The following is a 12,988-nucleotide window of genomic DNA, read 5'->3' on the forward strand; positions in this document are numbered from 1 at the left end:
AAGGAAGCGTTACGACCTTGGTCGCTAAGGGCAGGCGAACGCCGGCCGCTTCGGAGCTGCGTTGTCCGCAGGGGCGGGGATTGCTACGTCCCGCAGACGACATCCTGTCTTTATGCGGGACGCGGGACATCCATGTCCCGCTGCTCCGCAATCCCCGCCCCTGCGGACAACGCTCCGGCAATTCTTTGCGTGGGCTCCTCTGTTGCGAAACCAAAAAAAAGCGGCCCGAAGGCCGCTCTTTCTTCGACGCCGGCGCGAAGCCGGCAACAGTCGATCAACCCAGCAGATGGGCCACGCCAGCGCGCTCTTCTTCCAGCTCGGCCAGCGTCTTGTCCATCGCCGCACGGCTGAACTCGTCGACTGCCAGGCCTTCGATGCGCGTGTACTCGCCATTGGCCGTGGTCACCGGCACACCGTACAGCACGCCTTCCGGAATGCCGTAGCTGCCATCGGACGGAACGCCCATCGTCACCCACTTGCCGTTGCTGCCCAGCACCCAGTCACGGATGTGGTCGATGGCGGCATTGGCGGCCGAAGCGGCCGACGACAGACCACGCGCCTCGATGATCGCCGCACCGCGCTTGGCGACCTGCGGGATGAACGTGTTGGCGTTCCAGTCGGCGTCGTTGATCTTGTCCTTCAGCGATGCACCGTTGACGGTCGCGAAGCGGTAATCCGGATACATCGTCGGGCTGTGGTTGCCCCACACGACCAGCTTCTCGATGTCGGCCACGGCCACGCCGGCCTTGGACGCAAGCTGCGACAGCGCACGGTTGTGGTCCAGGCGCAGCATCGCGGTGAAGTTCTTCGCCGGCAGGTCCGGCGCCGACTTCATGGCGATGTAGGCATTGGTGTTGGCCGGATTGCCGACGACGAGCACCTTGACGTTGCGCGACGCGACCTTGTTCAGAGCAGCGCCCTGCGCGGTGAAGATCTTCGCGTTCTCCAGCAGCAGGTCCTTGCGCTCCATGCCCGGGCCGCGCGGACGCGCGCCGACCAGCAGGGCGATGTCGGCGTCCTTGAACGCAACTTCGGCGTCATCGGTGCCGACCATGCCGGCCAGCAGCGGGAACGCGCAATCTTCCAGCTCCATCATCACGCCCTTGAGCGCGGCCTGGGCCTTCTCCATCGGCAGCTCGAGCATCTGCAGGATGACGGGCTGGTCCTTGCCGAGCATTTCGCCGGAAGCGATGCGGAACAGCAGCGAATAGCCGATCTGGCCGGCAGCACCGGTAACGGCAACGCGGACGGGGGTCTTCATGGGTAACTCCTGAAATGAAAAGCGGGGTGACACGCACCCCGCCATGGATTACGAAAGCTCTGCGAAGAATTCCTGGAAACGCTGCAGGCCCGGAGCGAGCTGCGGCGTCGGGCAGGTGTAGCTGATGCGCAGCGCGCGCGGCTCGCCGAACGCCGAACCCGGCACGCAGGCCACGCCCTTGGCTTCCAGCAGCGCGTTGCAGAAGTCGACGTCGTTGCCGATCTTCGTGCCCGTCGGGCCGTGGGTCTTGCCGAAGGCGACGCTGATGTCCGGGAACACGTAGAACGCACCCTGCGGACGCGGGCAGATCACGCCCGGGATCGAGTCCATCACCGCCATCACCTGGTCGCGCTTGGCCTGGAACTCGGCGCACTTGGCCACCGGCACGTCCTGCGGACCCGACAGCGCGGCAACCGCAGCGGCGCTGACGATCTCCGGGATGTTGGTGATGTGGTTGGAGTTCATCGTCACGATCGACTGCGCGACCGCTTCGGGACCGGCCATGAAGCCCACGCGCCAACCGGGCATGCCGTAGGTCTTGGACAGCGAGTCGATGAAGATCACGCGCTCACGCAGCTCCGGACGGGAGTGCACGAAGTTGTGGTAGCCCAGGCCGTCGAAGACCATGCGGTTGTAGATGTCGTCGGTGATGACCCAGGTGTCCGGGTACTTGGCGACGACGTCGGCCAGCGCGTCGATCTCTTCCTTCGAATAGACCATGCCGGTCGGGTTCGAGGGATTGTTGAACAGGAACACCTTGGGCTTCTTCGCCAGCGCGACATCGAGCTGCGCCGGGGTGAGCTTGTAGTCCTGCGAGGCCGGGCACGGCAGCAGGTCGATCTTCGCGTTGACGATGTCGGCGATGTCGAGGTAGCTGGTCCAGTACGGCGTCGGGAAGACGATCGTGTCGCCTTCGTCGAGCAGCGCTTCGGCGAGGTTGTAGATGACGTGCTTGGCGCCGATGCCGGTGGCGATGTTGACCCGGCCGTAACCGGTCAGGCCGATCTTCGCCATGTGCTCGATGAACGCATCGAGCATCGCGTCGGCACCGCGATTGCTGCCGTACTGGCCGCTGTCCTTGCTCAGCGCATCACGCGCCGCGGCATAGACATGGTCACCGGGGAGGAAGTTGGGAACACCAATCGAGAAACTGATGATGTCGCGGCCTTCGGCTTTGAGCCGCTTGGCCTTGTCGGCAACCTGCATGATCGCGCTGGGCTTGGCGCGACCGATGCGCCGGGCAAGCTGGGGCATCGCGGGAACCTCTGGAGTCGATGTGGGGTCGCTGTGGGCGGCACGGGAACCAGCCGCCATCGAGCCGCGAAATGTTAGCACGGGGGCACCTGCCGGCTCGTTGCACGAATGAGTCGGAGCGTCCCTGGACACTCGTTCCGGCCCTTGCCCCGCCCGCCCGGCAACGCCGGAGCGGGCGCCTTGGACTGCACTGAACCGCCCTCCGGGCCACAAGCCCCTTTAGTAAAGGGGCTGCGCGGCAGCGCGGGGAATTGGCGCTAAGTGGCGTGGGGCCCAAGGTTCGCTAAGCGAACCTTGGGGAGTAATCCGGCATGCCGGATTACTTCGCATCGAGCGTCTTGTTCCACTCCGCAACGCGGTCAGCCTTGGCCGCCAGCACCGCTGCCGTATCGCCCTCGATCTTGACCGACTTGATCGTGTCGCCCTGCTTGACGCTGTCGACGATCTGCTGGCCCTCGAGGACCTTGCCGAAGACCGTGTGCTTGCCGTCGAGCCACGGGCACGGAACGTGGGTGATGAAGAACTGGCTGCCGTTGGTGCCCGGGCCGGCATTGGCCATCGACAGCACGCCGCGCTCGTGGCTCAGGCCGTTGCGGGCCTCGTCCTCGAAGCGGTAGCCCGGGCCGCCGGTGCCAGTGCCCAGCGGGCAGCCGCCCTGGACCATGAAGTCATTGATGACGCGGTGGAAGCTCAGGCCGTCATAGAAGCCGCGCTGGGCCAGGTTGACGAAGTTGGCGACCGTCAGCGGCGCCTTGTCGGCGGCGAGTTCGATGCGGATCGGGCCGCGGTCGGTGTCGAAGGTGGCGATCAGGCTCATGAATCCGTCTCCTGGGACGTGTCGGGGGGTGTTTGCGGGGAAATCAGGGGCAAAAGCGTTCAGGCTCGCCGTTCAGATGGCGACGCCCGGAGCCGTTGACAAGGGTACTGCCGGCGTCTCCAGCTGAACAGGCAGACGTCATCATTGACAGGTATAATGCCCGGCTACCTCCTCGCCCGAGCGCCGGTCTGCCGGCCTTTTCGCATGTCCATCGAACGCCTCCGCAATATCGCCATCGTCGCCCACGTCGACCATGGCAAGACCACCCTCGTCGACTGCCTGCTCAAGCAGTCGGGCACCCTGTCTGAACGCACGGTGCTGGCCGAGCGCGCGATGGACAGCAACGACCAGGAAAAGGAACGTGGCATCACGATCCTTGCCAAGAACACTGCCATCACCTGGCAGGGCAACCGCATCAACATCGTCGACACCCCAGGCCACGCCGACTTCGGCGGTGAGGTCGAGCGCGTGCTGTCGATGGTCGACTCGGTGCTGATCCTCGTCGACGCGATGGACGGCCCGATGCCGCAGACCCGCTTCGTCACCCAGAAGGCGTTCGCGATGGGCTTCAAGCCGATCGTGGTCGTCAACAAGATCGACCGTCCGGGCGCCCGCCCTGACTGGGTCATCGACCAGGTCTTCGACCTGTTCGACAAGCTCGGCGCCACCAACGAGCAGCTCGACTTCCCGATCGTCTACGCCTCGGCGCTGCACGGCTACGCCAGCCTCGACGACAGCGCCCGCGATGGCGACATGACCCCGCTGTACGAAGCGATCATGAAGCACGTCGCGCCGCCGCAGGTCGACATGGACGGCCCGTTCCAGATGCGCATCAGCCAGCTGGACTACAGCAACTTCGTCGGCCTGATCGGCATCGGCCGCATCCAGCGCGGCAAGGTCCGCCGCAACATGCCGGTCAGCGTGATCGACCGCGAAGGCAAGAAGCGCCAGGGCAAGGTCCTGCAGGTGCTGGGCTTCATGGGCCTGGAGCGCCTGGAGACCGAGGAAGCCGAGGCCGGTGACATCGTCGCCATCTCCGGCGTCGCCGACCTGTCGATCTCCGACACCGTCTGCGCCCTCGACTTCCCGGAAGCGCTGCCGGCGCTGACCGTCGACGAGCCGACCATCTCGATGACGTTCCAGGTCAACAACTCGCCGTTCGCCGGCAACAAGGACCTGAGCGGTGGCAAGTTCCTGACCAGCCGCCAGCTGCGCGAGCGCCTCGAGCGCGAGACGCTGCACAACGTGGCCCTCAAGGTTGAAGAAGGTTCCGACCCGGACAAGTTCCTGGTCTCCGGCCGTGGCGAGCTGCACCTGTCGGTGCTGATCGAGAACATGCGCCGCGAAGGCTTCGAGCTGGCCGTGTCGCGCCCGGAAGTCATCATCAAGCAGATCGACGGCCAGATGATGGAGCCGGTCGAGCAGCTGGTGGTCGACATCGAAGAGCAGCACCAGGGCGGCGTCATGGAGAAGCTGGGCGTCCGCAAGGGCCAGCTGAAGAACATGGAGTCCGACGGCAAGGGTCGCGTGCGCCTTGATTACATGATCCCGGCCCGTGGCCTGATCGGTTTCCAGAACGAGTTCCGCACCCTGACCCAGGGTTCGGGCCTGCTGTTCCACGTGTTCGACCATTACGGTCCGAAGGAAACCGGCGCGATCGCCAAGCGCCAGAACGGCGTGATGATCGCCAATGCCGCCGGCGTCACTCCGGCCTACTCGCTCGGACCGCTGGAAGAGCGCGGCCGCCTGTTCGCCGCCGAAGGCGACCAGGTGTACGAGGGCCAGCTGATCGGCATCCACTCCAAGGACAACGACCTCACGGTCAATGCCATCAAGCCCAAGCCGCTGACCAACATGCGCGCCTCGGGCAAGGACGATGCGATCAAGCTGACCCCGGCGATCAAGTACTCGCTGGAGCAGGCCCTGGACTTCATCGAGGACGACGAGCTGGTTGAAGTCACCCCGAAGGAAATCCGCCTGCGCAAGAAGCACCTGAGCGAGTCGGATCGCAAGCGCGCATCGCGCGCTGCCTGATCCACGTCGCTCACACCACGTCGCACCCAGTGCCGGGCCTCGCCTCGCCACCATGACCGACGCCCAGCACCACTACAACCCGGATCCGCACGCGCATCCGGGATTGCATGTGATCGCGATCTTCGAGGCCGCCAAGGGCCTGCTGGCATTGCTGGCAGCCAGCGGCCTCGAACTTCTCGGACCAGCACCTCTGCTGCGCTGGTTGCACGAGCTGATCGCCCGATTCCAGCTTGACCCCAACGAAGGTGCGCTGGCCTGGTTGAACCGGGTCATCAACCCGGACGGCGTGCACCTGGCCGCGGCGGTGGTGTTCGCCTACGGCCTGCTACGCCTGCTCGAGGCCTGGGGCCTGTGGCGGGCAAAGGCCTGGGCCTCCTGGCTGGGCTGCATCAGCGCGGCGATCTACCTGCCCCTGGACGTCTACGCCGTGTACCACCACCCCGGGTGGACCTCGGTGGCCGTCCTGGCCATCAATTTGATCGTCGTCGCAGTGCTGGCACGCGACCTGGTCAAGCGCCGCCAATAAGGGCTGGCGGCGATTCAGATTCGCGTATGCTCGGTGGCGGCCATCCGCGACCGGGGAATCGCAATGCGCTCTTTGCCTGTACCGATGACGTTGTCACTGGCGACGATGATCGCCTTGCTGCCTGCCTGCCAGCGCGCCACGGAGCCTGCTCCGAAGCCGGTGGCGGCTGTCGCTTCTGCCAACGCAAGCCCGGCGCCCGGCGCCCGAACCGCCAAGGGGGGATTCGCGTTCGCCGAGGTCGGCATCGCCGAACTGCAGGCGCGCATGGAGCGCGGCGAGCTCAGCAGCCATGCGCTGACCCAGGCCTACCTCGACCAGATCGCCGCCATCGACGATGCCGGCCCGCGCCTCAACGCGGTCATCGAGACCAACCCGGACGCCCTCAAGGAAGCCGATGCGCGCGATGCCGAGCGCAAGGCCGGACGCGTGCGCGGCCCGCTGCACGGCGTGCCGATCCTGCTCAAAGACAACATCGACGCCACGCCGATGGTGAACTCGGCCGGCTCGCTTGCCCTGGCCTCCAACCATCCGCGCACCGATGCCTTCCTGGTCGCGCGCCTGCGCGATGCCGGCGCGGTGATCCTGGGCAAGACCAACCTCAGCGAATGGGCGAACTTCCGCTCCTCGCGCTCGAGCTCCGGCTGGAGCGCGCGCGGCGGGCAGACCCGCAACCCGTACGCACTCGACCGTTCGCCGTGCGGCTCCAGCTCGGGCAGTGGCAGCGCCATTGCCGCCAGCCTGGCCGCCGCCGCGATCGGCACCGAGACTGACGGCAGCATCATCTGCCCGTCGTCGGTCGCCGGCCTGGTCGGCATCAAGCCGACCGTTGGCCTGGTGAGCCGCAACGGCATCATCACGATCTCGCACAGTCAGGATACGGCGGGCCCGATGGCGCGCAGCGTCGCCGACGCCGCGGTGCTGCTGTCGGCGATCGTCGGTCGCGACGACGCCGATCCAGCGACTGCGGAAAGCACCGGCCGGGCCATGTTCGACTACCACGCGCGACTCAACGCCGACGGCCTGCGCGGCGCGCGCATCGGTGTACTGCGCAAGGCGATGGGTTTCCACCCGGATGCCGACGCCGCGCTCGAGCGCAGCCTCGAAGCGATGCGCAAGGCCGGGGCCGAAGTCGTCGACGTCGAGATCGCCGGCGACGGATCGTGGAGCGAGCCGGAAATGGACCTGATGCTGTACGAGTTCAAGCACGGCATCGACGGTTACCTGTCGCGCAGCGGCGCGCAGGTGACCTCGCTGGCGGGCTTGATCGAATACAACCGGAAGAACGCCGGCAAGGAAATGCCGTACTTCGGCCAGGAGCTTTTCGAACGCGCACAGGCCAAGGGCGCGCTCGACGAGATCGGCTATATCGAAGCCCGCAGCAAGGCCCGGCGCCTGGCAGGCGCCGAAGGCCTGGAAGCGACGCTGGCCGCCAACCGCCTCGACGCCGTGGTGGCGCCGGCCACCGCACCGGCATGGCTGATCGACCCGGTCAACGGCGACCACTTCCTCGGTGAGGGCTACGGCGCGGCCGCGGTCGCTGGCACGCCCAGCATCACCGTGCCGATGGGCGACAGTTTCGGTCTGCCGATCGGCATCGTCTTCATGGGCGCGGCATGGAGCGAACCCAGACTGATCGAACTGGCGTATGCCTTCGAGCAGAAAACCAAGGTTCGCAAGGCGCCGCAGTTCCTGGCGACCGTGGCCATCGCAACCAATAAGGGCTGACGAACCTCGCCTGGCTCGTCATCCCGGTGAAAGCGGGGATCCATCTTGATCGTCATCCCCGCGAAAGCGGGGATCCATGGACGCCGCTTTCGCATACAAGGGCATTGCGCCGCACCGGCCCTTGCAGCCCTTACGCCGGCGCCACGATCTGCGCCTGCTTGCGCACGATCAGCATCGCGATCTCCAGCGCCTGCTCGTAGTTCAGGCGCGGATCCACCGTCGACAGGTATGCCCGCTCCAGATCGCTCTCGGTCAGCTCGCGCGCGCCACCCAGGCATTCGGTGACATCTTCGCCGGTGAGCTCCAGGTGCACGCCACCCAGGCGCGTACCCGCCGCGGCGTGCAGCTCGAACGCCTGCTCCAGCTCGCTGCGGATGTTGCGGAAGCGACGGGTCTTGTAGCCGTTGCTGGTGCTCTCGGTGTTGCCGTGCATCGGGTCGCACACCCACAGCACGCGCCGGCCATCGCGACGCACCGCATCCAGCAGCGGCGGCAGCTTCTCGGCAATGCCGGTCGCGCCCATGCGGTGGATGAAGGTCAGGCGGCCCGGTTCGTCCTCGGGATTGAGCAGGTCGATCGTGCGCAGCAGTTGCTCCGGCGTCACCGACGGCCCGACCTTGAGCGCAATCGGATTGCGGATGCCGCGGAAGTATTCGGCGTGCGCGCCATCGACCGCAGCGGTGCGCATGCCGATCCACGGGTAATGCGTGCTGAGGTTGAACCAGCCCCAATGGCGCGGCACCTGGCGCGTCAGCGATTCTTCGTAGGGCAGCAGCAGCGCTTCGTGCGAGGTGTAGAAGTCGACGCGGTTGAGGTTGTGCACCTCCGAACCCGACAGCGTCTCCATGAAGCGCACGGCATCGCCGATCGCATTGACCATGCGCCGGTATTCGTCGGCCAGCTCGGAGTGCCCGACCCAGCTCAGGTTCCAGTATTCGGGGTGGTGCAGGTCGGCGAAACCGCCGTCGATCAGGGCGCGGACGAAGTTCATCGTCATCGCCGAGCGCGCATGCGCCTTGATCATGCGGCGTGGATCGGGCGCTCGCGCGGCGGCAGTGAACTCCGGCGCGTTGACCATGTCGCCGCGGAAGCTCGGCAGCGTCACGTCACCGATCGTTTCGGTGTCAGTCGAGCGCGGCTTGGCGTACTGACCGGCGAAGCGGCCCACGCGCACCACCGGCTTGCGCATGCCGTGGACGAGCACCAGGCTCATCTGCAGCAGCACCTTGAGGCGATTGGAGATCACGCCCGAATTGCAGGCCGCAAAGCTCTCGGCGCAATCGCCGCCCTGCAGCAGGAAGCGCTTGCCTTCCTGGGCTTCGGCCAGCTGCTGCTTGAGCGAGAGGATCTCCCACGACGTCACCAGTGGCGGCAGGTCGCGCAGCTCGGCCAGTGCCGACTCCAGCGCATCCGCGTCCGGATACTGCGGCAACTGCATCGCAGTACGGTTGCGCCACGACTGCGGATTCCAGTCGGTGGGCAGGTTGACGGCACGGAGGTTGCGATCGGACGTGGGCATGACACGAAATGCTGCAATGCGGCGAATCACTATGGGCGCTAGTCAGGCGCCCTGCAACCGTTACAGCGGCAACAGTGGCCTAGCGGCGACGGAACGCTGCCTGGGCGGCCCAGATCGCCAGCAGCACGAAACAGACCAGGCTCCAGGTCGGCATCGACAGGCCGAGGAAGGTCCAGTCGACGCTGGCACATTCGCCCGAGCCGGTCATGACCTTGCGGATCACGCCGGTGATCGGCATCGCTTCGAGCATGTAGTCCAGGCCCGGGCCGCAGGACGGCACCTGGTCGGGCGGCAGGTGTTGCAGGCGCACGTGGTTGCCGGCCACGGCAATGCCTGCCAGCGAGGCGATCAGCGCCGCGATGCCATAACCACGCCGACCGCCGGCACCCTTGGGCGCATGCAGCGCGCCAACCAGGAACACCAGCCCCATCGCGAAGAAGGCCACGCGCTGGAAGATGCACAGCGGGCACGGCTCGAGGCCATCGTGGAGCTGGAGGTAGAACGCGTACCCCAACAGGCCGGCGCAGGCGAGGAATCCGAGCAGGAACTGGATGCGGAACGAGCCGCGCAGGATGGCGTTGGTCATGCCGCCAAGCTTAACGGCGATGTCGAAGCGCATCCACCCGCCCTGGCGCATCGCGGCAACCGTTCATCGCACTCGACGCCCGAAAAAACAAAACCCCGGCACGGGGCCGGGGTTCTGCGAAACACATTGCGCGCGGGAATTACTCCGCGGCAGCTTCCGGACGGTCGACCAGCTCGACGTAGGCCATCGGCGCATTGTCGCCAGCGCGGAAACCGCACTTGAGGATGCGCAGGTAGCCGCCCGGACGGGACTGGTAACGCGGGCCGAGGGTGGTGAACAGCGTGCCGACGGCTTCCTTGTCGCGCAGGCGCGAGAAGGCAAGGCGGCGGTTGGCAACGCCATCGACCTTGCCCAGGGTGATGAGCGGCTCGGCGACGCGACGCAGCTCCTTGGCCTTGGGCAGGGTGGTACGGATGAGGCCGTGCTTGATCAGCGAGGCCGCCATGTTGGTGAACATGGCATCGCGGTGAGCACTGGTGCGGCTGAACTTACGGCCGGCTTTCTGGTGGCGCATGGTCGTGATTCCTGATGAATGTTGAGTCGTTGAACTTCGCTGTCGCCATCCAGGCGCTGACACAGTGGACTGCGGGTGGCCCGAACCGACCCTCCGTGGCCGGCTTGCCGCGAGCCTTCAGGCTCGTCGGTTTCTTGCTTCTTTAGAGCGCGCTTCTTTCAAGCACACAGGCCGCACCAGTTGGTGCGGCCTGTGCTGACCTGAGCGGTTAGGCTCAGCCCATCATGCCGTGCTGGGCGATGCCAGCGGGCGGCCAGTTTTCCAGCTTCATGCCGAGCGAAAGACCGCGCTGGGCGAGGACTTCCTTGATCTCGGTGAGCGACTTCTTGCCGAGGTTAGGGGTCTTGAGCAGCTCGACTTCGGTCTTCTGGATCAGATCGCCGACGTAGTAGATGCTCTCGGCCTTGAGGCAGTTGGCCGAACGCACGGTCAGCTCGAGGTCGTCGATCGGACGCAGCAGGATCGGGTCGATGCCGCTGGTGGCCGGCTTCGCCGCACCGCGATCGCGGTGGGTGAAGTCGCCGAACACCGACAGCTGGTCGGTGAGGATGTCGGCCGCAGTGCGGACGGCTTCCTCGGCGTCGATCGTGCCGTTGGTCTCGATGTCGAGAACCAGCTTGTCCAGGTCGGTGCGCTGCTCCACGCGGGCCGCTTCAACGGCATACGCGACGCGGCGGACCGGCGAGAAGCTGGCGTCCAGCATCAGGCGACCAATGGCGCGGGTTTCCTCGTCCGGGCGACGACGAGCGGCGGCCGGCTGGTAGCCGAAACCACGCTCGATCTTCAGACGCATGTTGAGCGCGGTGTCCTTGGTCAGGTGCGCGATCACATGCTCGGTGTTGAGGATCTCGACGTTATGGTCGGTCTTGATGTCACCGGCGGTGACGATGCCGGGGCCCTGCTTGGCGAGCGACAGGGTCGCCGACTCGCCGGTGTGCATGCGGATGGCGACGTCCTTGAGGTTCAGCAGAACCTCCAGGACATCCTCCTGCAGGCCTTCGACCGTGGTGTACTCGTGCAGCACGCCATCGATCTCGACTTCCGTGATTGCGAAGCCCGGGATCGACGACAGCAGCACGCGGCGCAGCGCATTGCCGAGGGTGTGGCCATAGCCACGCTCCAGCGGCTCGATCACGACCTTGGCACGGTTGCCCGTAAGGCGTTCGATCTGGGGGCCGCGCGGGCGCAGCACCTGGTTTGCGGTAACCGTCATGTTGTGGCGTCTCCTGGATTACTTCGAGTACAGCTCGACGATCAGCGCTTCATTGATGTCTTGCGGCAGGTCAGCACGATCCGGAACAGCCTTGAACACACCCGCGAACTTCTTGCTGTCGACTTCAACCCACGACGGCGAGAGGTCCATCTGCTGCGCCACGGTCAGGGATTCCTGCACGCGGAGCTGCTTCTGGGCGCGTTCGGCCAGCGCGATCGCGTCGCCAGCCTTGACCTGGTACGAAGGCAGGTTGACCGACTTGCCATTGACCGTGACGCCGCGGTGCGAAACCAGCTGGCGGGCGGCCGGACGCGTCACCGCGAAACCCATGCGGTAGACGACGTTGTCCAGGCGGGTCTCGAGGAGCTGCAGCAGGTTTTCACCCGTGTTGCCCTTCTTGGTCGAGGCCTTCTTGTAGTAGTTGCGGAACTGACGCTCCAGCAGACCGTAGATACGCTTGACCTTCTGCTTCTCGCGAAGCTGGGTGGCGTAATCGGACAGCTTGCCCTTGCGGGCTGTCGGGCCATGCTGGCCGGGCTTCTGCTCGAGCTTGCACTTGGAATCAAGTGCGCGAGCGGACGACTTCAAGCCGAGGTCGGCGCCTTCGCGACGAGCGAGCTTACAGGTGGGACCAATATAACGAGCCATTTTTCTTCAGCTCCTCAGACGCGACGCTTCTTCGGCGGACGGCACCCGTTATGCGGGATAGGCGTCACGTCGATGATGTTCATGATCTTGTAACCGACGTTGTTCAGCGAACGAACGGCGGACTCACGGCCCGGACCCGGACCCTTGATGCGCACTTCCAGCGACTTCACGCCGTAGTCGAGCGCAGCACGGCCTGCCTTTTCGGCAGCCACCTGGGCGGCAAACGGGGTCGACTTGCGGGAACCGCGGAAACCCGCGCCGCCCGAGGTCGCCCACGAGAGCGCGTTGCCCTGGCGGTCGGTGATCGTGATGATGGTGTTGTTGAAAGAAGCGTGGACGTGGGCGATGCCGTCGGTGACGACACGCTTGATCTTCTTCTTGGTTTTGGCAGCAGCCGGCTTAGCCATGGTCTGTGTCCCTTACTTCCTGATGGCCTTGCGCGGGCCCTTGCGGGTACGTGCATTGGTCCGGGTGCGCTGGCCGCGAAGCGGCAAACCGCGACGGTGACGCAGGCCGCGGAAGCAGCCCAGGTCCATCAGACGCTTGATGGCGATGCCGATCTCGCGACGGAGGTCGCCTTCGACAACGAACTTGCCGACTTCGGCGCGCAAGCGCTCGACTTCCGGCTCGGAAAGGTCACGGATCTTGGTGGTGGCGGTGACGCCAGCCGAGACACAGACCTTCTTGGAACGGGTACGGCCGATGCCGTAAATGCTCTGGAGCCCAACCCAGACATGCTTCTGGGCAGGCAGATTGACGCCCGCAATACGCGCCATAACGCGATCTCCAACTGATTGGCGGCCAGGACGGATTAATCCCGGCGGAGTGAACTGGAAAGTATACTAAGGTCTCGGGTTAATAGGAAGCCCTACCGCGCCCGGGGGCGCAGCA

The 12,988-nt window shown here is 65.6% G+C and carries 13 protein-coding genes; 3 read left to right on the plus strand and 10 right to left on the minus strand.

What is annotated here, in order from left to right:
- Positions 1–274 precede the first annotated feature (274 nt).
- From AB4Y64_RS17065 to AB4Y64_RS17075, 3 genes are all read right to left on the minus strand, one after another.
- Positions 275–1,261, minus strand: coding sequence for a malate dehydrogenase (locus AB4Y64_RS17065; RefSeq protein ID WP_441817665.1), 987 nt, complete (start codon positions 1,259–1,261; stop codon positions 275–277).
- A 48-nt stretch (positions 1,262–1,309) separates the two neighbouring features.
- Complete coding sequence (locus AB4Y64_RS17070; RefSeq protein WP_441817666.1) at positions 1,310–2,515, minus strand: pyridoxal phosphate-dependent aminotransferase; 1,206 nt, start codon at positions 2,513–2,515, stop codon at positions 1,310–1,312.
- A 319-nt stretch (positions 2,516–2,834) separates the two neighbouring features.
- A complete protein-coding gene (locus AB4Y64_RS17075; RefSeq protein ID WP_441817667.1) occupies positions 2,835–3,332 on the minus strand; it encodes a peptidylprolyl isomerase in 498 nt (165 codons plus the stop codon).
- A 204-nt stretch (positions 3,333–3,536) separates the two neighbouring features.
- On the opposite strand from AB4Y64_RS17075, the gene typA reads away from it, so the two are divergent.
- The 3 genes from typA (at position 3,537) to AB4Y64_RS17090 (ending at position 7,617) form a co-directional block, all read left to right on the plus strand.
- Complete coding sequence (typA, locus tag AB4Y64_RS17080) at positions 3,537–5,366, plus strand: translational GTPase TypA (RefSeq protein ID WP_441817668.1); 1,830 nt, start codon at positions 3,537–3,539, stop codon at positions 5,364–5,366.
- A 52-nt stretch (positions 5,367–5,418) separates the two neighbouring features.
- Positions 5,419–5,892, plus strand: a complete 474-nt coding sequence (locus AB4Y64_RS17085; protein ID WP_441817669.1) for a DUF2127 domain-containing protein — start codon at positions 5,419–5,421, stop codon at positions 5,890–5,892.
- 63 nt (positions 5,893–5,955) lie between these two features.
- Positions 5,956–7,617: an amidase gene (locus AB4Y64_RS17090; RefSeq protein WP_441817670.1), complete on the plus strand. Its 1,662-nt coding sequence runs from the start codon at positions 5,956–5,958 to the stop codon at positions 7,615–7,617.
- Positions 7,618–7,747: 130 nt separating this feature from the next.
- Here AB4Y64_RS17090 and AB4Y64_RS17095 read toward each other — a convergent pair whose 3' ends face one another.
- From AB4Y64_RS17095 to rpsM, 7 genes are all read right to left on the minus strand, one after another.
- Entirely contained in the window at positions 7,748–9,136 is a 1,389-nt protein-coding gene (locus AB4Y64_RS17095; RefSeq protein ID WP_441817671.1) for a class II 3-deoxy-7-phosphoheptulonate synthase, read from the minus strand.
- Between the two features lie 79 nt (positions 9,137–9,215).
- The gene (locus tag AB4Y64_RS17100) at positions 9,216–9,722 is read right to left on the minus strand and encodes a disulfide bond formation protein B (protein ID WP_441817713.1); all 507 of its coding nucleotides are present in this window, start codon (positions 9,720–9,722) and stop codon (positions 9,216–9,218) included.
- A 139-nt stretch (positions 9,723–9,861) separates the two neighbouring features.
- Entirely contained in the window at positions 9,862–10,236 is a 375-nt protein-coding gene (gene rplQ, locus AB4Y64_RS17105) for a 50S ribosomal protein L17 (RefSeq protein WP_441817672.1), read from the minus strand.
- Between the two features lie 214 nt (positions 10,237–10,450).
- Complete coding sequence (locus tag AB4Y64_RS17110; protein ID WP_158733575.1) at positions 10,451–11,449, minus strand: DNA-directed RNA polymerase subunit alpha; 999 nt, start codon at positions 11,447–11,449, stop codon at positions 10,451–10,453.
- A gap of 18 nt (positions 11,450–11,467) precedes the next feature.
- A complete protein-coding gene (gene rpsD / locus AB4Y64_RS17115) occupies positions 11,468–12,097 on the minus strand; it encodes a 30S ribosomal protein S4 (protein ID WP_200606492.1) in 630 nt (209 codons plus the stop codon).
- Positions 12,098–12,111: 14 nt separating this feature from the next.
- Positions 12,112–12,504 (minus strand): 30S ribosomal protein S11, encoded by a 393-nt coding sequence (gene rpsK / locus AB4Y64_RS17120; RefSeq protein WP_055902370.1) that lies wholly within the window; start codon positions 12,502–12,504, stop codon positions 12,112–12,114.
- 12 nt (positions 12,505–12,516) lie between these two features.
- A complete protein-coding gene (gene rpsM, locus AB4Y64_RS17125; protein ID WP_441817673.1) occupies positions 12,517–12,873 on the minus strand; it encodes a 30S ribosomal protein S13 in 357 nt (118 codons plus the stop codon).
- Between the last annotated feature and the right edge of the window lie 115 nt (positions 12,874–12,988).

This window comes from Lysobacter sp. TAF61, from assembly GCF_052113485.1.
Lineage (GTDB): Bacteria > Pseudomonadota > Gammaproteobacteria > Xanthomonadales > Xanthomonadaceae > Lysobacter_J.

Coding starts and splice junctions, on each gene's coding strand:
- AB4Y64_RS17065 (WP_441817665.1), bottom strand. CDS start 1,261: ATGAAGACCCCCGTCCGCGTTGCCGTTACCGGTGCTGCCGGCCAGATC.
- AB4Y64_RS17070 (WP_441817666.1), bottom strand. CDS start 2,515: ATGCCCCAGCTTGCCCGGCGCATCGGTCGCGCCAAGCCCAGCGCGATC.
- AB4Y64_RS17075 (WP_441817667.1), bottom strand. CDS start 3,332: ATGAGCCTGATCGCCACCTTCGACACCGACCGCGGCCCGATCCGCATC.
- typA (WP_441817668.1), top strand. CDS start 3,537: ATGTCCATCGAACGCCTCCGCAATATCGCCATCGTCGCCCACGTCGAC.
- AB4Y64_RS17085 (WP_441817669.1), top strand. CDS start 5,419: ATGACCGACGCCCAGCACCACTACAACCCGGATCCGCACGCGCATCCG.
- AB4Y64_RS17090 (WP_441817670.1), top strand. CDS start 5,956: ATGCGCTCTTTGCCTGTACCGATGACGTTGTCACTGGCGACGATGATC.
- AB4Y64_RS17095 (WP_441817671.1), bottom strand. CDS start 9,136: ATGCCCACGTCCGATCGCAACCTCCGTGCCGTCAACCTGCCCACCGAC.
- AB4Y64_RS17100 (WP_441817713.1), bottom strand. CDS start 9,722: ATGACCAACGCCATCCTGCGCGGCTCGTTCCGCATCCAGTTCCTGCTC.
- rplQ (WP_441817672.1), bottom strand. CDS start 10,236: ATGCGCCACCAGAAAGCCGGCCGTAAGTTCAGCCGCACCAGTGCTCAC.
- AB4Y64_RS17110 (WP_158733575.1), bottom strand. CDS start 11,449: ATGACGGTTACCGCAAACCAGGTGCTGCGCCCGCGCGGCCCCCAGATC.
- rpsD (WP_200606492.1), bottom strand. CDS start 12,097: ATGGCTCGTTATATTGGTCCCACCTGTAAGCTCGCTCGTCGCGAAGGC.
- rpsK (WP_055902370.1), bottom strand. CDS start 12,504: ATGGCTAAGCCGGCTGCTGCCAAAACCAAGAAGAAGATCAAGCGTGTC.
- rpsM (WP_441817673.1), bottom strand. CDS start 12,873: ATGGCGCGTATTGCGGGCGTCAATCTGCCTGCCCAGAAGCATGTCTGG.